Here is an 18,618-nt window from a genome sequence, read left to right on the forward strand (position 1 = left end):
GCAACGGCGGCGGCCAGGGCAATGGCGGCGCGAACGGGAACGCCGGCGGCAACGGAAACGGCGCGGGCGGCGCCAACGGCAACGGCGGCGGCCAGGGCAATAGCGGCGCGACCGGCAACGTCGGCGGAAACGGAAACGGCGCTGACGGCGGCAACGGCAACGCCGGCGGCCAGGACAACGGCGGCGCGACCGGGAACGCCGGCGGCAACGGAAACGGCACTGGCGGCGGCCAGAGCAATGGTGGGGGCAATGGAAACGGCGCCGGTGGCGACCAGGCCGGCAACACGGGCGGCTCTGGGAATGGAAATGGAAACGGCAACGGCAACGGCAATCCTGGGGCCGGGCCCGGGAACGCGAATGGGAACGGTGGCGGCGGGGATGCGAACGGCGGCGTTGACAACGGCGCGTCGGGGGGCGGCAACGGCGGGCGCGGAGGTCGCAATGGCAACGCTGGCGGCAGCGTGCGATCCTGATGGGGCTCCTTGCGCCACGACTTGAATGGCGTGGATTCATCGCCCGCGTCCAGACCACGGCGGGCCTGCTGCTGATCGTCCTGACGGTGGCGCTCGCGGCGACGACGGGGTTGCTGCAGCCCGTCGACGACGGCTTGGCCCAGTTCCGATTCATGGTGCTGCAGCGGGCGCCCAGCGATACCCTGACGGTCGTCGAGATCGACGTCGACAGCCTGCGGGCCGCCAAGTCGTGGCCGTGGAGCCGAGACAGGTTCGCCCAGGCGATCGACAATCTTACGGCTGCAGGGGCGCAGGTCGTAGCCCTAGACGTGGACTTCAGCGCCCCCTCATCGCCCGCGTCCGACGCGGCGCTCGCGGCCGCCATCAATCGCCATCCCGGCCAAGTGGTCCTCCCAACGTTCGTGCAGGCGGCGGGCCAAGGCGAGCATCGCCGTCAGGCCGACAGCCGCCCCATCGAGCCCCTCACGGACCAAGCGGTGCTCGCGAGCGTTAACGTGCCGGTAGACCGCGACGGACGGGTACGACGCTACCGCCCTTCGTTCGCTGAAGGCGAAGGCGGGCGATCCTCGCTGGCGGCAGCGCTCGCCGGGCGCTCGCCCAGTCCATCAGGCGCCTTCCTGATCGATTACGGGATTCGCGCCGCCGACATCGACCGGCTCTCATTCGAGGCGGTCCACGCCGGCCGCTTCGATCCGGCCCTCGTTCGCGGCCGCAATGTTCTGATTGGCGCCACCGCCCTCGAGCTCGGCGACGAATTCGCGACGCCCATGCTCGGCACGCTCGAAGGCGTTTACGTCCACGCCCTGGCGTACGAGAGTCTTCGCGCCGGCCGCGCACTCCGCGAACTGTCGCATCCGGTGACGGTCGGCCTGGCGATCCTGGCGGCCTTCTTTCTGCGCCCCCGCGCCCAGCGGGTCTACGGCCGCATGCTGCGGCGGCATCTGCTGGTCGCCGCGACCGCGCTGGGCGCGCCGCTGGCGCTGCAGGCCTGGCTCCCCGTCAGCGTCGATGTGGCGCCTTTGCTGCTCGCCCAGGCCCTATGCCTCCTTTGGACCGTGCGCGAGGAACTGAAGCGCCGGGCGCGGGCCGTGGTCGAGCAGCGCGAGGCGCATTTTGTGCAACTTGCCGAGCACATGCGCGAGAGCCGGGACAGCATCAAGGCCGCCCACGACGAGCTCCAAGTGGTGAATCGGGCCTTGGATCGAGCGCTCAAGGCGCGCACCGATTTCCTGGCGATGACCAGCCACGAGATCAGGACGCCGCTCAACGGCATCATGGGAATGACGCAGGTGATCCTCGCTGATCGTCACCTTGCCGACGGCCTCCGCGACAAGCTGCGGCTGGTCCATAGCAGCGGGGAGACCATGCTGGCGCTGGTGGATGACCTGCTTGATGTGGCGAAGATGGAGAATGGCGCGCTTTCCATAGTCCCCGTGCAGATGGATCTGCACCAGTTGCTCGACGACACGGTTCGGCTGTGGGCGGGGCGCGCCCAGGGGAAAGGTCTGGTGTTGCGGGCGGATCGCAGGGGCGTCCCGGCGCTGATCAGGGAAGACACCGGGCGCTTGCGGCAAATCCTCTTCAACCTGCTGGCCAACGCCATCAAGTTCACGGAGACCGGCGAGGTCGCCCTGATCGCGACGGTGGAGACATCCGCCCAGGGTGAGATTCTCGCGTTGGAGGTGTCCGACACGGGGATCGGAATTCCCCAGGACAAGCTCGAGGAGGTTTTCGACGCGTTCTCGCAGGTGGATGACAGCACCACCCGAAAGTTCGGAGGCACAGGGCTTGGACTGGCCATCTGCCGCCGACTGGCGCGAGCGATGGGCGGCGATGTGCAGCTTGAAAGCGAGCTAGGCCGAGGCTCTCGCTTCACCTTGCGACTGCCTTTGCATCGCGTTCACGCGACGCAGGAGGCCGCCGGCGGTCCTGGGCTGAGCGGCGCGGCGGTCCTGCTGGTGGAAGCGAACCCCCTGGCCCAGAGCGTGATGAAGGCGGCCCTCGGCGGGCAGGTGGCGGCGCTGGAGATTGTGGCCACCCCCGACGAGGCCTTTCCGGCGCTGGGACAGCGCCGTTTCGACATTCTGCTCGTGGAAGGAAAGTCGCTTGCCACGCCGGCTGGGGCCCTAAGCGCGCTCAGGGATTTGGATGAAGCGGCCGCTGGCGCTCAGGTCGTCGTGCTGTGGGGCGGTGCGGCCGAGGATGTGGCCGATCTGGAAGAGGCAGGAGCATGTGTCGTGCGCAAACCGATCGGCGCCGCGGACTTCGTCGATAGGCTTCGGGCGCTTCGCCGAACGGCGGCCGCTGAACCTAGCAGGCTCGGCAAGCGGAGGGCCGGCTAAGCTCAGGGTTTTGTAAAGCCTCGCAAATTATAGATGTCAGCAGGGCCAGTGTAGAGCCGCCTGGAGGGCGCCGTGCGCGTACTTTTCGTCGATGACAACGCGATGAACCGAGCGGTCGTGAAGGGCATGCTGGGCGCCGCGGACGTTGAGGTGGTTGAGGCGGAGGGGGCCGAGATCGGTCTGGAGCTCATCGACGCCCACCCCTTCGACCTGATCCTCATGGATCTGCGGATGCCCGGTATGGACGGCTTGGCTGCGATCCGCGCCATTCGCGCCCGGAATGACGCGAAGGCAGGGCTGTCTATCATCGTGGTGACCGCCGACAATGCGCCCAACATTCGGGCCCAGGCGATGGACGCCGGCGCCGACGATCTTCTGCACAAGCCAGTGCAGATGCAGGCGCTGTTCGACGCCATTGGCGAGGTGATCCAAAGATCGAGCGAACGAGGTGGGATGCTGGCTTGACCCCGGGGTCGGCGACGCGGCTATCACCCTCAGCGCATACGCTCATGCGCGCGGCGTTGAACTTCCTGTTCGGCTAACGCGGATCGCTTTGCGTCAGTAGCGGCCGTGGAGCACCTTTCAGGTCGCTCTGGTTCGTCCTCGTTATCGGTGCCGCCCATGAGTGGACGCTCGTGTCTTGTCCGCGAGTGTCCGGTGTCGGGCGCGGAGCCAAGAACCGTTTGTGGCGCAACTGAGACTGCGACGTTTCACACCTCAGCCGCTGACAACCCTCTGCCAGCCTCGCGGCGACCGTAGCAGCCGAGCGATTTCGGCGTTGCCCGCAAGCTCCGCGGTTAGCGCAGGAACATGGCCTTGCTCGTCGGTAGCGGCCGGATCAGCTCCTGCAGCCAAGAGCAGTTCAGCTATCTCTCGGTGACCCTGCATGGCCGCGTAGTGGAGTGCAGTGTAACCCAGGTCTCCGTGCGTACGAACGTTGGCGCCGAGCACCAACAGGTCTTGGACATCTCTGCGGTCGCCGCGGAAGACCGCACGGTGCAGAAGGGTGTCGTCGTCAGAGTCGCGGGCGTCGATGGAGACGAACTTCGGATTGGACGCATCCAGTTCGTAAGCAACTCGAATTGCTGCGAGGGTGCGAGCAGTTAGGCTCGCCGGCCCTTTTCTCTTACTCATCGACAGCATCCGCCAGAGAACCCAGCCTCTCAGCGAGCCTGGCCGTTGGCCGTTACATCCGCCTGAATGAGAATGGATAACCGGGGGCCTGGATGATCCGGTTCGCGGCGCGATCCCAACGTCTCCTCGTGGCGCCGTCCTGACGCTTGCTCACAGCTGAGCGATCAGAAGTGTCGCCGATACCAACCTCGCCCCGAACGGCGCATAGTCTGTCCCGGCTGGACGGGCGACCTCATGGAGGTGGCCATGGCACAGCCAGACCTATTTCGAACCCCTCGAAGACCCTGGAACGCCGGGCGTCTGATCGGCCCTAAGGCGCCGCTCAAGCCCAAGCACATCTGGGCCATCCGCCAGCAGCTGAAGATGCTCCGGCGGATCCGCGATCTTGCGATGTTCAACTGCGCTCTCGATGCAAAGCTTCGGGCTTGCGACCTAGTCAAGCTCCGCGTGAGCGACGTCGCGCCGGGTGGCGTGCTTCGCGAGCGCTCGACCGTGATACAGCAGAAGACCGGTCGGCCCGTTCCATTCGAAATCACCGAGCCGACGCGAGAGGCGCTTGCTGCCTGGCTGGAACGGCGAGGAAGGCGCGCTGATGATTGGTTGTTTCCGAGCCGCAGCCGGCATGGCGATCACATCGGCACGCGCCAGTACGCCCGGCTCGTCGACCGCTGGGTCACCATGATCGACCTGCAGCCAGCTGCCTACGGTACGCACAGTCTACGTCGGACAAAGGTCGCGCTCGTCTACAAGAAGACGGGCAACCTGCGAGCCTGTCAGCTGCTCTTGGGCCATCGCAAACTCGAGAGCACCGTGCGCTATCTCGGCATCGAGGTGGACGACGCGCTTGAGCTTTCCGAGCATCTTGAGATCTGACGTAGGAGCGTGAGTTCCCCGGCGCCATCGATGTAAGCCTGCGAGCGGCCGCACTAGGCGTCTGCAAGGGGTGGGTTGCGGACGTACCAGCAAGCCCGAAATGGCTGCGCTTGCCGCCTTCTATTCCGCCTCGGCCCGTCCTGAGATTTCCGGCTTTGCCGCGATGTGGTGCGAGCTACCCGAACACATCCTTGGTGAGGCAATCTGCGCAAGCTGCCGCTACTAATCCGACAATAGCGTTGTATTCAGTGGCAGTGTAGACCGCTTCGTCGACTAACGACTGCCATGTCTCCGCGGTGACTAGGTGAGCTTCCTTTGCGCGCTTCAGCCCGTCGACCGCGATCGGCCAAAGAGGGTTCACACGGCACGCGTCGCAAACAACGTCGACAGGTGGGACGTGAATTCCGCAATGAACTTGGCAGCTTGGCACGTGAATTCCACAATGAACTTGGCAGCTTGGCACATGTACGCCGCAGTGCACGAAGCACCACTGTGGCTTCGGGGCATTCGCTGCCGAAATACCTTCCTTGAAGACCCAAAGCGTTTGGGTGGGAGATACTTCACCAAGATCCGAGATCGGCGTCGGCTTCAAAATCAGACGACGGGCGTTAGCGACGTCGTTCTCCATGAGGGTTTCACCCGGCTTGATCTTGAACAGTCGCCCTGGATGAAGACCCAACCCAAACACGTTTGCCAAACCTTGACGAGCAAGGGTCTCAAAGTAGTCGGCGAGAAACTCCTGCGAGGCCTCCACCGCACTAGCCGATTCTAGGTAAATCTTCGTTTTGTTTGAATTTTCCACAAATTCTACCGGCCGCAATGCAAATGGTTCGCTTCGGCCTACTTTTGAGAATGCCCAGACGAACGGCGTGATATTCGAGGAATTTGCAGCCGTTGGCTCAATAATAAGTTCGTTGTCGCGAACCTTTCGAGCGAGCACTTCGCCCTCATAGAGGTGAAAGTGTTTATGAAGAAGCGCGACGCCAACGATATGCGCCATCTTGTGGGCCTGGATAACTTCACCAAGCTCTTGGATTTGCTTTTCGAGCTTCGGGACCGCGTCCTTCACAACGAAGAAGTCCAGAAGGTTTGCGTACGCTAACGGACTATATGTCTCTACCCGCATTCGCCCCTCCACCATATGGTGCCAAATTCACGTTAGGCGAACGTGGGTTGTAGCGTCCAGCAGTAGTGCGCCTCGAACATGGTGCGGAGGCAAGGAATGTCTCCATTGGGTCGGAGGCGGTCGTTAGCGCCCCGCCAGAAAGCGGTCCTCGTGCCGCGCCTTCAGTGAACGCCGGGGATGGAGGAGAGGAGTGCTGCGCTGAAGTTGGGCTGGCGCCGGCTGATCATCGGACCCAGACTCCTCCGCACATCGACTGAGCTCGATTAGGTCTCGCAGACGCCGTCATCGTCCTCCGAACTCGTCGCGCAGATCGTCGCGCGTCCCCCGCATGCGACCTGCCGGCCATCGGAGCTCGAGGTGCAGATCGTCGCCTCGCCGCCGCAGGCAACGTCGCGACCATCGGAGCTGCTCGTACAGATGTTCGCGCGGCCGCCACAGGCCGCGTGCGAGCCGTCCGAACTCGTCGTGCAGATCGTGGCTTCCCCGCCGCATGCCACCTGAGAGCCGTCGGAACTGCCGCTGCAGATGGTCGCGCGGCCGCCACAGGCTACCTGTGAGCCATCCGAACTCGTTGTGCAGATCGTGGCCTCGCCCCCGCAGGCTACATGTGAGCCGTCCGAGCTCCCGGTGCAGATCGTCGCGCGTCCGCCGCAGGCGACCTGCGTTCCGTCCGAGCTGGACGTGCAGATGGTCGCCTCTCCGCCGCAGGCGACGTGCGATCCATCGGAACTCGACGAGCAGATGGTCGCGCGTCCGCCGCAGGCAACCCGGTCGCCCCTAGCCCCAGAGGTGCAGATCGTCGCGCCGCCGCCGCATGCGACATAGGCGCCGCCCCCGCCCGATGTGCAGATCGTGGCCAGACCGCCGCAGGAAGCCGCTGTGCGTTGGAGGGCGCGGCACTGTGGCTTCGGAGGCGCGGCGTCCGGCGGTACAGGCGCTGCGTCGGGCATCTCGGCAGGGTCGACGTGACTTGGCGCGGCCGCCGCTTCGACTGCTGGGGGCGGATCGGAGTCGACCCGTCGACCGCACCCGAAAAGCAAGAGCACGGCGACGCCGACAAGCATCGCCGGGCGGACGCGGATCGACCTCATCATTCCCGTCACCGGCTTGTCGACCGGCGTTCCTGGAGCTTTTCGGCCTCTTCGCGTTCCTGTTGCTCACGCCTTTCGCGCTCGCGCTTCTCCTGCGGGCTGATCTTGGGATTGGCCACCTCGTCGACGATACCGATGCCCGTCGAGACCGCGTCTGCGGTCGCCTCGAAGAACTGGGTGAACCCGCCCACCTCGTTGGCGTGCGCCTTCAGCAGAAGTCCCTCAAACTCGGGTGCCGTCCAACCTCCTGGCCCCGGGACCAGCAGGGTTGAAGCCAGCGCGCCGTAATTGGCGTTTGCCGCCTGGTTGAGCGAGATGGACAGCGGATCGTTGCGCATCGTGAGTATCAGGAAGTACGCCTTGAAGGCGCATCGCCGGCCACGCCCCTCTGGCGTGCACCGAACTTTCTGGATGTCGTGGACCTGCAGGATCATCGGCGACAGCGCGTCGCCGAAGCTGGAGCCGAACCGGGCGTCCGCATGTGGCACCGAGGCTGTGAACGGAGCCAGTAGGCGGCCTCCGTTTCTCTTCATCGTGCGAAGCAGGGCGTAGGCGATCTCCTCGTCCGTGGGGTCCCCAACCAGACGCCCCTCGCGTTCGCGGGCGGACGCCCAGCGCGGATCGGCGGTCTTATAGAACGGAATCCGCGCGCCGAGCTTCGCTTCCATCTGCCGCCGATAGCTCGGGATGATGCGCGCGTACTCCCACTCGGTCAGGAGTGCGGGATCGGAGTCGAACAGCTCCTCAGTCAGCAGATCTTGGCCCGCAAGGTTGATCCGGCTTAGAATCTCCGGCCTGAGCACCGGAATCAGAGCGTCCCGTCGCGCGTTCAGAACCGACCGTGCGGCCTGAACGGCGCGGGCCGGCGCGTCTTCCGTATAACCGCGTACGCGCAAGTCCGACCAAAGGCTGGTGTAGGCCTTCGTGGCGATGTTGATTTGCTTCAGGCCCTCGATCGTGGCGGGCGCCTGGGCGCTCCACATCCGCAACCCGTCGGTTAGGTCCGAGAGCGCCTTGGCCACATTCGGCTGCGTACATGCGGCATCCTCAGGCGAATTGCGCACCCTCGTACCGTTCCAACGGCGCCCCTGTGACGCATAGAGCCGCTCCAAGCAGACGCCCTTGTCCCAGTAATCCACGATCGCAGCGGCTTCCACGAAGCGTTTGAAATCCTTGGCGCCTTCCGGGCGGAAGAGTGAGGGGGAAACCGGCTGCGAAATGATGCGCCGGGCGTCGGCGAGACGTTCCTGCTCAGTCGATCTTCGCTCCTGCTCATATTCCTGCAGTTGCGGGAACATCGGCCCCCTTCGCTGCCGCCGCAGCTCCATCTCTCGGCGAATGGCTTCCGCCTTCTCCCGTTGCCGCTCCCGGCGAAGGACACTTTCCACGCTCTGCGCGGACGAAGCGGTTGGTGCGGCAACCGCCAGCGCGAGCAGAAGGACGAGGCTCTTGAAGCCAATGCGTCTCACTGTACCCCCCTTTATCAGAATGACCGACGGTCCGCTCGGCGTCTGGGTAGTGTCTTCCTGTCAGATCCCGTCACGGCGGAAGCGGCGACGCCGATCGCGATCGCGATCGCGCACGAGATCTGCAAGGGCAAAGCCGTAGACCACTTGCCACGCCGGAAAGAGCGTGAACAAGAGGGCCTTGTCCGACGCATCACGTAGCCAATAGGCCACAAGGCCGGCGATTATAGCCAAGACCATCGAATTGGCGCCCACACGCCGAAGCGTGTGGTCGATCCGCGCGAACTTCCAGATCATTAGCCACGGCGCAAGACTCAGCGTGGACCCGATCAGGCTCGCGACCGCGAAGGCGCCGGCCACAACGACATCCGCCAGCTCGGATACCGCGAACCTGGCCGTGAGGCCGATCGTGAATGCAACGGACCTGATTGCGACGAAGTGGGCCACGGTCATTGCCGCGACAAGGGCCGCCCCCTCCCACAGTCTCAGCTTCCGCGACGCGGCCAAAACGAGTACGAGCGGCGCCGCAAAGAGCGGCGTGTATATCCATGCTCGCTCCAATCTTCCTTGCTGGATCACCGCACTGGTGAGGTCCAGGAACTCCGCGCCGGTGAAAAGGAGCGTTCCGAATAGAACGTAGGGGAGGATCGTAAACCTAAGGCCCGCCCCCCCTGGGTGCGGCTTCGCAAGTGGGGCCTCGTCGATTGCGCGGGATGCCGCGACGCCCTCGGCCGGGGCGGAAAAAGCCAAATCACCGACCTGCTCGAGCACCTGGTCCCATCCCGCATGGGCGACGCCGGGCGCCCAGCCGAACACATCGATCAGAGGGTGAGCCCAGGGTGGCGGCTCGCAAGGGCGCAAGCGGACATGGACGGTGCGCTGCGCGCCGAGCGGCTCGCGGGAAGAGACGCGCGCAGCCTCCGGCGTCCAGATGAACAGCCGGACGCGCGCCGGTTCGCCGACCTGAGCTATTTGCAGTCCGGCGCCAGCCAGCCGCTCACGCACCAAGTCACGCAGGGCGACATCGCCGGGGGCGGCACGAACCTCCACATCCGCGGACAGCGTCTCAAGTGGGATCACCGCCGCGTCTACGCCGTCCTTCATCCGCACGCCCTCCGGAGATTCTCACGCGCCACGGCCGCCGTATTCGGATTGGGTCCATCCGCGGCCATCGTGAAGTACCGTCGCCCCTTGGCCCGATCCAACCTCCCGTATCGCGCATCACAGTGCGCAATCCCCACTCGTTCTGCGCGTACGAGTTTCCGCGATCGGCGGCCTTCTCGAGCCAGGCCATGCCGGCCTCGACATCGCGCGGGACTCCCCTGCCTTCCAACAAGACGCCGCCAAGGTTTGCCTCCGATTTGATGTGCCCTTTGGCCGCCGTCACCGCATAGAGTTCCACCGCCTTCGCCATGTCCTTGGACACCAGTTTGCCGTCTTGATAAGCCAAAGCGAGGTTGTACAGGGGCGCATACTGTCCCACCGTCACGGCCTCTCGCCCGTAGGCCTCAGCCTTGGCCAGATCCCTCGGCGTTTCCGGCCCGTTGAGATAGACGTCGCTCAGGACACCGGCGGCCTGCGTGTAGCCGGCGCGGTGCGCGGCCTCTAGCCAGGTGACGCCATCGCCAGGCGCGGGCTCTCCGCCGTAGCCGTGCAGCAGCGCGAGGCCCAGATTGTACATGGCCACTGGCGCGCCAGCTTCGGCGGCGCGCTTCGTCAGAATCCGACCTTTTGCGGTCGGATGATCACGCGCGTCGACGGCAACTTCGGAGGCATACTCCGTCACAAAGAGAGCCGCGCCAGCGCAGACCAGTACGCCCCCCACCAAGAGCCAGCCTAAGACGTGGACGAACGCCCAACCCTGCCTTGCAAACAACCTGGCCACGAAGGGGTTTACGGCCAGCGCTGCCAATCCGAACCCCACGGCCATCAAAGGGCCTGCCGGCCCCCAGACCCGGAGTTCCGGCAGGAGCGACAGGAGCATGAGGAGAAACAAGCCTGCGCTTACCAAATGGGCGAATGCCCTGTGCCAACGCCCCCGCTTCGACAACATCGCCCCTCCGCCCGCAACGCCACTTGGGTGTCGTGGCTTACGCCAACGTCCACCGCTCACTCGCACGATCCCTCAAGCCGCTTTCGTGCGGGAAGACCGAGGAGTGTCATCTCGTACTCGGCCTCGAACCTCAGCGTCCGGGCGTTGACCTGGGGCGGCGATTTCCAGCGCACCTCCATGTTCAGCGCGTTGCGCGTGGTGGCCGGATACCCAAGCCGCAACCACCCATCGACGAACTGGACCCTGTAGGTGCCCGGGTGCAAGGACTCGGAGCTCCGCAGGTGAGCCAAATCCGGGCTGGAGAAGCTGACAACCATCCATCCGCCATATTCGCGCGAGGCGAGATCGGAGCCTGGGAGGAACTGCAGAACGTCGAACTCGCAACTGAGAGTCGCGCCCAGCAGGCGCGACGGAATCTGTCCGCCCTTGAGATCGGCGATTTCGGCCCCTCTCTGACGTCGCTCGAGATCGGCTGCCTTGGCCGTGGCGACTTTCCGCGCGGCCGCTTCGGCCAAGCGTCGCTCGTTGTCGGCAACCCAGCGCGCCGCCGCATCGTCGCCGGCGGCGAGACCCCTGCGATGCCATTCCAACGCTTTGGCGTAATCTTGCGGGACACCTTGGCCGTTCTGATAGAGCAGGCCGACCCCCGTGAACCCGGGGCCGAAGCCCTGCTCGGCGGCACGCTTATAGAGCGCCATTGACCGTCCCCAGTCGATCGGGCGATCGCCGCCGCCGAGTTGATAGGCCCGCGCCATCTTGACGAGGGCCTTCGGATACCCCGCGTCCGCGGCTTTCTCGAACAGGTCAAATGCTTCGCGTCGATCGGCGGCCACTCCCGGAACTCCAGACTCCAGGACGAGTCCAAGGTTGTACTGCGCCTCTGGAACGCCGTTCGTCGCCGCAGACCGGAACAGACGCATCGCGCGTTGGACATCGACAGCGAGGCCATTCGCTCCTTGGAAGTAGCTGACCGCCAGAAACGACTGGGCCTCGGGGAGATCGTCCTCGGCCAGCGCCCGCATTTCCGAGGTCGCCCATGTCGGGTCTTTTGGAACGAGATCACCTGAGTAGGCCCGTCTCGCCAGCTCATAGCGCGCGTAGAGATGACCTCCGGCCGCAGCCTCACGGATCAAGTCGAGCCCCCGAGCCTCGTCCTTGGGGCCGCCCTGTCCCAGCAGCAGCATGAGGCCCAAGCTGAACAGAGACGCCGTATCCCCGTGTGCGACCCCTTCCGCGCAGAGCCTCCGCGCCACGGTAAAATCGGGTGGACCAAGGTCGGAAGCGGCCCATGCGCTACATTGCAGGCCAAGACCGCGCGAGAGTCCGCCCGTCACCGCGGCCGCGGCGAAGCGGAGCGCATTGTCGCGACTTCTCGCCACTTCGATCCCGTTCGCATAGGCCCCCGCCATCAACAGGTTGGCGCGCGGATCGCCATTTCTGGCCGCGTCCTCGATCTCCGCTCGCCGGGACTTGAAATCAGCCCGCCTCAGGAGCTGGGGCGAGGAGCGAATCTGCAGATCTCGCGCGTTCAACCCGAATTCGTCGGAAGCGGCCTCTGCACCGCCAGCCGCGGCCGTCACGACTAGCCCTGCCAAACAGATGACCAAGCGCCCCCGCTTGCGGTTGTCGGAATCGGTTACAACCTCAAGCGTCATACGCCCCCCGCCGTTGCTCGGACAGGCGGAACGGCGGCGTCCCCGAGGTAATCCTTTCGTGGTAGCCTCGGGTCCCCGCTTGCCAAGTCGGCGGGCACGATCATAACCGCTCCATTGCCGCCGGCGCCAAGCGCCCTCAAGAACGCACAGCATTCGTTTGGCGTATTCACCTGGCTGCCCTGGCTCTCGACCACACTATGAGGCCAAGCTTAATCAACGCGTATTGGTTCGCAAGCGAAGGGAGCCTTCGACAACGTCGACGGTACGGCCGCGCGCTCCCGACGAGCGCCACTGGGCGCGAGTTGCTTGCGCCGAGCTTGGCCGGGTCGCTTGCGGATGACGAAAGTCCGTGGCTACGAATGGCCTCTTGAGTCGCGGCGAGCCTGAATGAAGCCTATTGCTGGTTCAGAGCCTCGCTAAAGTAATACGACGAAGTCTATTCAGGGACGCCGGTCAGACCCGCGGCGCCAATCCTTCGCAATAAGGCGGCGGCTCAGAATAACGTCCGCGAGCCCAGAGTCACTTTGTCGAGGGCAGAAAGGGAGCGTAGCGAGAAGCTGCTCTGTGGCTGAGGGAGCCGTCTAGTGGACCTTCCGGATGTCGCCTATGGGTCGCATCCCGTCATCGCGTCCCGCCCAACAAGCGGACTTTGGCCCCCGGCGCTGAATGTCGCCTTTCCGGCGCGACACCAACGTCTCCAACTGGCGCAAGCGTGACCTTGCTTGGGCCTTGGCCGAGTTGCGCCCACCGCTACGATCGGTCCGATGTTCCAGACCAAGCGCCTCACGATTCGAAGGTGGCAGGATGCGGACCTCCCGATCCTGGCCGAAGTCTACGGCGATGCCGATGCGATGCGCTGGGTTGGCGACGGCCAGCCGCTGACCGAGGCCGATTGCTCGCGGTGGTTGGCCGTGACCCGGGCCAACTATGAGCGCCGAGGATACGGCATGTACGCCGCTGAGGAGTTGTCCAGCTCAAACGTAGTTGGCTTCTGCGGGATCGTGCATCCCGGCGATCAAGTCGAGCCTGAGATCAAGTATGCCTTCCGCAGAGCCCACTGGGGCCGCGGCCTGGCCACTGAAGCTGTCGGCGGGCTGCTGGCCTACGGCCGCGATACGCTCGGCCTGATGGGCTTCATCGCCTCGATCGCTCCCGAAAACGTCGCGTCGCGCGCTGTCCTGACGAAGGTCGGAATGACGCCTAGCGCTATCCGGCTCGACGAGAACGGTGAGGAAACCCATTATTTCGAGTGGCGCGGATGAAGGTCCGCTCTCGGGTCTGACATCAAGGTCAGTGCTTGCGCGACGCGGCCCTTTGCCGACGCGCCCGCAGCGCTCGATGTCACAGCCAGGATCGGCCGCGCGTCTTGGGATCAAAGCCTATGTCAGGAGATCCCATGCCGCGCTTGAACTGGTCCAATGTCGCCCCAGAGGGCGCCAAGGCGCTCTATGGTGTCCACCACTACGTGGTGAACCGCACTAGCCTCCCAGCGGAGCTGATTCACCTCGTGTTCCTTCGCGTGTCGCAGATCAACGGCTGCGCCCACTGCATCGATCTGCACAGCCGCGATCTGCGTAAGACCATGTCGGTCGACAAGATCGCGCTTGTGCCCGTCTGGGACGAAGTCGGGCAGCTCTTCTCCGAGATGGAGCGGGCCGCGCTCGCCTGGGCGGAGGAAGTGACCCGCGTGAGCGAAACGCATGCCTCGGACGAGGCCTACGCCGCGGCGTCAGCAGCCTTCGAACCGAAGGATCTCGTCGACCTCACGATCGCGATTGCTGCAATGAACGCCTTCAACCGGTTAGGCGCGCCATTTCGAGTACCTGTCGCTGCGACCCCCTGAGGCGTCTCGCCATGGGGCGTGGTCGAGACGGGAACGCGCCGCCGAATGTCCGATTGCCGGCCCAATCTCGATGTCAGCTCTTGGCGCACTGGAGACAGCTACGCCGCGTTGAAACGATACATGGCGGGGTGAATCGGCGCAGCGCACGGTGGTGCCGCCTTTGGCGTGCGGCTGTCAGGGCGGCGGCGCATCCAAGCAACCGTGCGGTCGGTTTCTGCCGCTGGCCCTTTCCTCGTCGATCATGTCTGCGATACGGCGGCGGGCGCAGATCGCCGCGGCGTCGGAGGCGAAGGTGACCTCCGTCCGCCGGTCGGCCACCGCGTCGACCACGTCTTCCAGCGCCTCCAGGACAGCGGCATCCTCAGCGACGATCAACGCGTTGCGCTCCAGAAGCATCTGGGAGAACGCGTCGTCGTCGCAGGCGAAGGTGCGCGTGATGGCGGTGAAGTAATGGGTACGGCCCGCTGTCTCGGGCGTCAGCAGGTGGACGAAGTTCAGCTCACCCAGTAGCAGGCCGATGCTGTCGACCTCCTCGGCGGCAAACGTCTGCGAGCCGAGCGAGGCGATGATTCCGGCGCCCAGCATCTCGATGCGCGCACGGTTGATCATCCGGTCGCCGAGGTTCGGCATTAGAGTCCGCATGAGATCATCGCTCGCGATGCTGGGCATTGTGCGGATCACGCTGAGGCTATGCGGGTCCTCGACCACCTCGCTCGATATCGCCTCAGCGTGGGCGCCGCCCAGGGTGGCTGGATGGACCGCGCCGATGTGCGACTGGTCGAAGAGGTTCTCGATCACGAGCTGGATGCGCGCGGCGACACTTTGATGTGCGCCGACGTCCTGCCGCCATCCCGCGACGCCCAGGCCCAGGCGCTCGACAGGCGGGACCCGCGATGGTTCTGCCCGGTCGCCGTCGCCCATCCAGATCAGCACACATGGTCCGCGTTCGACGACGCTGAAGCGCCTCAAGGCGAAGCTGGGCGGCGCACGCTGGTCGAGCGGTGCGCGAACGCAGGCCCCCGAGGCGTCGAAGCGGGCCCCGTGGTAGGGGCACTCGAGGTCTCCGTCCACGAGCCGCGCTGGATCCAGCGGCATCCAGCGATGCGGGCAGGCGGCCAGCAGGGCGGTGGCGCGACCATCGGCCTGACGCCACAGCAGCACCGGCTGACCGAGCAAGGTCCGGCGCATAGGCGCGCGCGTGACCTCGTGCGACCAGGCCGCCATGTACCACTGGTTGCGGGGAAAGCCCGGCCGGTCGCCAAAGGGATAGGGCATTTTGGGGGAAGCGTCCGCGCCAGGCTCAGGCCGGGCGCCGCCGGCGCCCGCCGCCGGCCGCCATGTCCTGGACGGCGGTCCTGGGCAGGGTGGCCAGTTCGAGGAAGCCCTTGCGATCGCGATCCAGCCAGTCGAAGCGCTCGGTAGCGCGCCGACGGAAGTCGGTGGGAGTGATCCGGCCCCCGATACTCAGCCCGGCGGCGGCGACGGGTTGGGGCTCGCGCAGCAAGCCGTAAGGCGCGGCGCCGGCCAGGCTCTGGCCACGTCCGGGTGCGCCTCCGCCGGGGGGCCGGCCGCGGCCACCGCCGGGGGGCGGTCCCATGCCGCCGCCCATGCCGCCCATGCCGCCCATGCCACCGCCGCCCCCCTGGTAGGCGGCTTGCAGGCGGAGGCCGCCGGCGGCGCCGAACTGCGGGCCGCGCAGGATCTCGGGCGCGATGACGGTCTCGTAGTAGCGCACCTCCGGGCCGTCGATGACCTCGTCATGGTTGCGGTCGAGCGCCGCGAAGAAGCGCATGGCGTCGGCCACGAACTCGGAGCGGTCGAGCCGGCCATCGTGATTGGCGTCGGCCCGCGCGAACCAGTCGACGACGGGATAGGGCGCGCCTGGCGGCCCGCGGAAGGGTTCGCCGGAGGGGCTGATGAACAGCATCGGCGGCCCCGCACCCGGGGGCGGCCCGCCAGGCTCGGGCGGCGTCTGGCGAGGCTCGGTCGCGCAACCGCCGACGCTGAGGAGCGCGAGGGCGAACAGTCCGTGGGTCAGGCGCATGGCAGGGAGTCCGGGGCGGTCTTTGGCGGGCTTAGATCTCGGGGCGGCTCGGACCACTCGAACCGCAGCGGCACGGCCAACGCGTAGCCTTCGCCGCGGACGGTGCGGATCGTCTTGGCGCCGAGCTTGTTGCGCAGGCGGGCGATCTGTACGTCCACGGCGCGGGGCGTCGCCGCCTCCAGCAGGCCGCCGGACGCGATCAGTTCCTTGCGCGTGACGATCCGGTTGCGGCGCTCGACCAGGGTCCGCAAGAGCTGGAGCTGCAGGGCCGAAAGGCCGGCCTCGCGTCCGTTGGCGCGATGCAGCCGGCGACTACCCCAGTCGAGCGTCCATCCCGCGAACCGCACGAGGCGGGCATCGAGCGGGGCGGTCGCTGGCGCGCGACGTCGGACGCGGCGGAGCACGCTCTTGATCCGCGCGAGCAGCTCCTGCGGTTCGAATGGACCGGACAGGCAGTCGTCGGCCCCCATCTCCAGACCGACGATTCGATCCACGGCGTCCTCGCCCACGGTGAGCAGGATCAGCGGGAGGTCGGAGTCGGCGCGCAGGTCGCGGCAGAGCTGCAGGCCGTCCTCGCCGGGCAGGGCGACATCCAGGATGACGAGGTCGCAGCGATGCCGGCGCAGCGCCAGGTGCATGGCGGCCGCGCTGTCGGCGGTGCGGACCTGGTAGCCCGCGCCGCTCAACCGTTCGGTCAGCCTCGTCCGATCATCGCGATCGTGGCCGACGAAAAGCAGGCGGGGACGGTCGCCGTCATCGTGCATGCGACGACTGTTATCGATCCGAACGCGGCGTGCAGGACTTTGGGGTGTCGGTCTGCATCGCCTCGGATACCGACACAGTGGGACACAATAAGGTGCAGCTGTGCGACGGTCTGTAACGGAGCGGACGGGTTTTCGCCCTGAGCGAGCGCTTTCAAAACCTCCCCGGCGCGGCGGCGCGGCACGGCCTGATCGTCGGTCTGGGGCGCCCGCGAACGCCCGGCGTGGCTGACATCGAAAGGAAATCAAGCCCGCGCGAGATACAGTTATTCTGCGACGTATAAGAAATAGTCTCCTTCGTAGGTGCGGCGACCGAGATGCATACGGTCTGCCTCCTGAACATCGCGCAGTGGCACCAGGCGTTACACGTGCTGCCCATCGCCGCCGCCCTCAGTCGCCGTGGCGACGTCGATGTGCATGTGGCCGTGGCGCGGGCGGGCTCGATCGAGCCCGCCCGCGCGCTCTGCGAGACGCTGGGCGCTGGGGGCCTCACGTTCCGCGCCCTGTGGCCGAAGGGACTGGACGGACTGACCGCATCCGCCCGCCACCCGCCGAAGCGCCTGATGCTGGCCGCGGCCGCGCCGTTCCTGGCCGGCTGCGACGCCCTGGTGGCGCCGGAGCGGACGTCGCTGTTCCTGAAGCGGATCGGCGTGCGCCGGCCGCTGATGATCCACTCCGATCACGGCGCGGGCGACCGCGCCGTCGGCTTTGAGCCGCGCATCGCCCAGTTCGACTTCGCGCTGCTGGCGGGAGCCAAGCAAGAGGCGCGGATGCTGCGCGAGCGGCTGATCCGGCCCGGGCGCTACCGTATCGTCGGCTATCCCAAGTTCGAGGCCGCGGAGGCGAGCCGCGGGGCGCAGGCGCCGTGGTTCGCGACGCCCCGGCCCACCGTGCTCTACAACCCCCACTTCGACGCCGCGCTGGGCTCGTGGGACCGCTTCGGCGCGGACGTATTGCGGGCGTTTGCCGCGCAGTCGCGCTTCAACCTGATCTTCGCGCCGCACATTCGCCTGGCCCAGCGGGTGCGGGGCCTGGCCGACCTAGTCGCGCCGTTCGCCGCCTTGCCGCACGTGCACGTGGACCTGGGCGGGGCGCGCAGTTGCGACATGACTTATGCGCGGGCCGCCGACATCTACCTCGGCGACGTCAGCAGTCAGGTCTATGAGTTCATCGCCCAGCCGCGCCCCTGCGCCTTCCTCGACGCCGGGGGCGTGCTGAGCCCCGACGATCCGAACACTGCGCACGTCCGGCTGGGCCCCATCGGCCGTGACGGGCGCGACGTGCTGGCGCTGGTGGATCGGGCGGTGCGGACGTTCGGCGAGCATCACCCCCGGCAGTTGGCGGCCTTCGCCGACACCTTCGACCTGGGGGAGCGGTCCTGTTCGGAGCGGGCGGCCGATGCGGTGGTCGACGCCATTCTTCAGGCCCGCCGCGCGCGCCGCCGCGCGCCCGACCCGCGCGCCACACTGGCACCGGCGCTGCCGCGGGAGCCGGCGCCCTGAGGACGTCAGGCTCCGCCTGGCCGCGCGAGACGCTCAAGCGTCTGCTGGGCGTGCAGTTGAACGGCGACCTCTCCGAACGGCTCTGCGACCTGGGCCTGAGGCCGCCCCTCGGCGCCCGGCGGCGCCGACGGCTGGAGCTGTTCCGCGGCCACGGGCTGTTGTTCATCCACGTGCCCAAGACCGCCGGCATGGCGATCAGCCAGGCGCTGTACGGCGAGCAGGTGCAGCACGCCTCGATCCGCTACTACCGCGCCG

Annotated in this window: 18 protein-coding genes; 8 read left to right on the forward strand and 10 right to left on the reverse strand. The window is 66.4% G+C overall.

Going from position 1 to position 18,618, the window contains the following annotated elements; translation table 11 throughout:
• The 3 genes from Q0L11_RS03965 to Q0L11_RS03975 form a co-directional block, all read left to right on the forward strand.
• Window positions 1-473, forward strand: a 473-nt coding sequence (locus Q0L11_RS03965; protein WP_296595552.1) for a hypothetical protein, incomplete at its 5' end; no start/stop codon positions are given.
• Window positions 473-2,815 carry a CHASE2 domain-containing protein gene (locus Q0L11_RS03970; RefSeq protein ID WP_296595553.1) on the forward strand — a complete coding sequence of 781 codons (2,343 nt, stop codon included), beginning with the start codon at window positions 473-475 and terminating at the stop codon, window positions 2,813-2,815. The genes Q0L11_RS03965 and Q0L11_RS03970, both read left to right, overlap by 1 nt.
• A gap of 72 nt (window positions 2,816-2,887) precedes the next feature.
• A complete protein-coding gene (locus Q0L11_RS03975; RefSeq protein WP_296595554.1) occupies window positions 2,888-3,280 on the forward strand; it encodes a response regulator in 393 nt (130 codons plus the stop codon).
• 252 nt (window positions 3,281-3,532) lie between these two features.
• On the opposite strand, the gene Q0L11_RS03980 is transcribed toward Q0L11_RS03975, so the two are convergent.
• The gene (locus Q0L11_RS03980; RefSeq protein ID WP_296595555.1) at window positions 3,533-3,949 is read right to left on the reverse strand and encodes an ankyrin repeat domain-containing protein; all 417 of its coding nucleotides are present in this window, start codon (window positions 3,947-3,949) and stop codon (window positions 3,533-3,535) included.
• Window positions 3,950-4,195: 246 nt separating this feature from the next.
• Between Q0L11_RS03980 and Q0L11_RS03985 the strand changes: the two genes are divergently transcribed.
• Complete coding sequence (locus tag Q0L11_RS03985; RefSeq protein ID WP_296595556.1) at window positions 4,196-4,822, forward strand: tyrosine-type recombinase/integrase; 627 nt, start codon at window positions 4,196-4,198, stop codon at window positions 4,820-4,822.
• A gap of 175 nt (window positions 4,823-4,997) precedes the next feature.
• On the opposite strand, the gene Q0L11_RS03990 is transcribed toward Q0L11_RS03985, so the two are convergent.
• Entirely contained in the window at window positions 4,998-5,948 is a 951-nt protein-coding gene (locus Q0L11_RS03990; RefSeq protein WP_296595557.1) for a hypothetical protein, read from the reverse strand.
• 357 nt (window positions 5,949-6,305) lie between these two features.
• Between Q0L11_RS03990 and Q0L11_RS03995 the strand changes: the two genes are divergently transcribed.
• The gene (locus Q0L11_RS03995) at window positions 6,306-6,449 is read left to right on the forward strand and encodes a hypothetical protein (RefSeq protein ID WP_296595558.1); all 144 of its coding nucleotides are present in this window, start codon (window positions 6,306-6,308) and stop codon (window positions 6,447-6,449) included.
• A 598-nt stretch (window positions 6,450-7,047) separates the two neighbouring features.
• Here Q0L11_RS03995 and Q0L11_RS04000 read toward each other — a convergent pair.
• The 4 genes from Q0L11_RS04000 to Q0L11_RS04015 form a co-directional block, all read right to left on the reverse strand.
• Window positions 7,048-8,508, reverse strand: coding sequence for a hypothetical protein (locus Q0L11_RS04000; RefSeq protein ID WP_296595559.1), 1,461 nt, complete (start codon window positions 8,506-8,508; stop codon window positions 7,048-7,050).
• Between the two features lie 60 nt (window positions 8,509-8,568).
• The gene (locus tag Q0L11_RS04005; RefSeq protein ID WP_296595560.1) at window positions 8,569-9,609 is read right to left on the reverse strand and encodes a hypothetical protein; all 1,041 of its coding nucleotides are present in this window, start codon (window positions 9,607-9,609) and stop codon (window positions 8,569-8,571) included.
• Complete coding sequence (locus Q0L11_RS04010; RefSeq protein WP_296595561.1) at window positions 9,572-10,489, reverse strand: tetratricopeptide repeat protein; 918 nt, start codon at window positions 10,487-10,489, stop codon at window positions 9,572-9,574. The genes Q0L11_RS04005 and Q0L11_RS04010 overlap by 38 nt, the downstream gene beginning before the upstream one ends.
• A gap of 125 nt (window positions 10,490-10,614) precedes the next feature.
• Window positions 10,615-12,213: a tetratricopeptide repeat protein gene (locus Q0L11_RS04015; protein ID WP_296595562.1), complete on the reverse strand. Its 1,599-nt coding sequence runs from the start codon at window positions 12,211-12,213 to the stop codon at window positions 10,615-10,617.
• Window positions 12,214-12,977: 764 nt separating this feature from the next.
• On the opposite strand from Q0L11_RS04015, the gene Q0L11_RS04020 reads away from it, so the two are divergent.
• Window positions 12,978-13,475, forward strand: a complete 498-nt coding sequence (locus Q0L11_RS04020; protein WP_296595563.1) for a GNAT family N-acetyltransferase — start codon at window positions 12,978-12,980, stop codon at window positions 13,473-13,475.
• A gap of 134 nt (window positions 13,476-13,609) precedes the next feature.
• Window positions 13,610-14,056: a carboxymuconolactone decarboxylase family protein gene (locus tag Q0L11_RS04025; protein WP_296595564.1), complete on the forward strand. Its 447-nt coding sequence runs from the start codon at window positions 13,610-13,612 to the stop codon at window positions 14,054-14,056.
• 174 nt (window positions 14,057-14,230) lie between these two features.
• On the opposite strand, the gene Q0L11_RS04030 is transcribed toward Q0L11_RS04025, so the two are convergent.
• From Q0L11_RS04030 to Q0L11_RS04040, 3 genes are all read right to left on the reverse strand, one after another.
• Window positions 14,231-15,280, reverse strand: coding sequence for an aromatic ring-hydroxylating dioxygenase subunit alpha (locus tag Q0L11_RS04030; protein ID WP_296595565.1), 1,050 nt, complete (start codon window positions 15,278-15,280; stop codon window positions 14,231-14,233).
• A 76-nt stretch (window positions 15,281-15,356) separates the two neighbouring features.
• Window positions 15,357-16,100 (reverse strand): hypothetical protein, encoded by a 744-nt coding sequence (locus tag Q0L11_RS04035; RefSeq protein WP_296595566.1) that lies wholly within the window; start codon window positions 16,098-16,100, stop codon window positions 15,357-15,359.
• Entirely contained in the window at window positions 16,091-16,864 is a 774-nt protein-coding gene (locus tag Q0L11_RS04040) for a response regulator transcription factor (RefSeq protein WP_296595567.1), read from the reverse strand. The genes Q0L11_RS04035 and Q0L11_RS04040 overlap by 10 nt, the downstream gene beginning before the upstream one ends.
• Before the next feature lie 314 nt (window positions 16,865-17,178).
• On the opposite strand from Q0L11_RS04040, the gene Q0L11_RS04045 reads away from it, so the two are divergent.
• Window positions 17,179-18,363, forward strand: coding sequence for a glycerophosphotransferase (locus tag Q0L11_RS04045; protein WP_296595568.1), 1,185 nt, complete (start codon window positions 17,179-17,181; stop codon window positions 18,361-18,363).
• 5 nt (window positions 18,364-18,368) lie between these two features.
• Here Q0L11_RS04045 and Q0L11_RS04050 read toward each other — a convergent pair whose 3' ends face one another.
• Complete coding sequence (locus tag Q0L11_RS04050) at window positions 18,369-18,593, reverse strand: hypothetical protein (RefSeq protein ID WP_296595569.1); 225 nt, start codon at window positions 18,591-18,593, stop codon at window positions 18,369-18,371.
• Window positions 18,594-18,618 lie beyond the last annotated feature (25 nt).

This window comes from Phenylobacterium sp., from assembly GCF_024508875.1.
Classification (GTDB): Bacteria; Pseudomonadota; Alphaproteobacteria; order Caulobacterales; family Caulobacteraceae; genus Phenylobacterium.

What these genes read in the sequence shown, in the direction of transcription:
- Q0L11_RS03970 (WP_296595553.1), top strand. Translation starts at nt 473, where the DNA reads ATGGGGCTCCTTGCGCCACGACTTGAATGGCGTGGATTCATCGCCCGC.
- Q0L11_RS04015 (WP_296595562.1), bottom strand. Translation starts at nt 12,213, where the DNA reads ATGACGCTTGAGGTTGTAACCGATTCCGACAACCGCAAGCGGGGGCGC.
- Q0L11_RS03985 (WP_296595556.1), top strand. Translation starts at nt 4,196, where the DNA reads ATGGCACAGCCAGACCTATTTCGAACCCCTCGAAGACCCTGGAACGCC.
- Q0L11_RS04030 (WP_296595565.1), bottom strand. Translation starts at nt 15,280, where the DNA reads ATGGCGGCCTGGTCGCACGAGGTCACGCGCGCGCCTATGCGCCGGACC.
- Q0L11_RS03990 (WP_296595557.1), bottom strand. Translation starts at nt 5,948, where the DNA reads ATGCGGGTAGAGACATATAGTCCGTTAGCGTACGCAAACCTTCTGGAC.
- Q0L11_RS03980 (WP_296595555.1), bottom strand. Translation starts at nt 3,949, where the DNA reads ATGAGTAAGAGAAAAGGGCCGGCGAGCCTAACTGCTCGCACCCTCGCA.
- Q0L11_RS04040 (WP_296595567.1), bottom strand. Translation starts at nt 16,864, where the DNA reads ATGCACGATGACGGCGACCGTCCCCGCCTGCTTTTCGTCGGCCACGAT.
- Q0L11_RS04010 (WP_296595561.1), bottom strand. Translation starts at nt 10,489, where the DNA reads ATGCTCCTGTCGCTCCTGCCGGAACTCCGGGTCTGGGGGCCGGCAGGC.
- Q0L11_RS04025 (WP_296595564.1), top strand. Translation starts at nt 13,610, where the DNA reads ATGCCGCGCTTGAACTGGTCCAATGTCGCCCCAGAGGGCGCCAAGGCG.
- Q0L11_RS04035 (WP_296595566.1), bottom strand. Translation starts at nt 16,100, where the DNA reads ATGCGCCTGACCCACGGACTGTTCGCCCTCGCGCTCCTCAGCGTCGGC.
- Q0L11_RS04005 (WP_296595560.1), bottom strand. Translation starts at nt 9,609, where the DNA reads ATGAAGGACGGCGTAGACGCGGCGGTGATCCCACTTGAGACGCTGTCC.
- Q0L11_RS04020 (WP_296595563.1), top strand. Translation starts at nt 12,978, where the DNA reads ATGTTCCAGACCAAGCGCCTCACGATTCGAAGGTGGCAGGATGCGGAC.
- Q0L11_RS04045 (WP_296595568.1), top strand. Translation starts at nt 17,179, where the DNA reads ATGCATACGGTCTGCCTCCTGAACATCGCGCAGTGGCACCAGGCGTTA.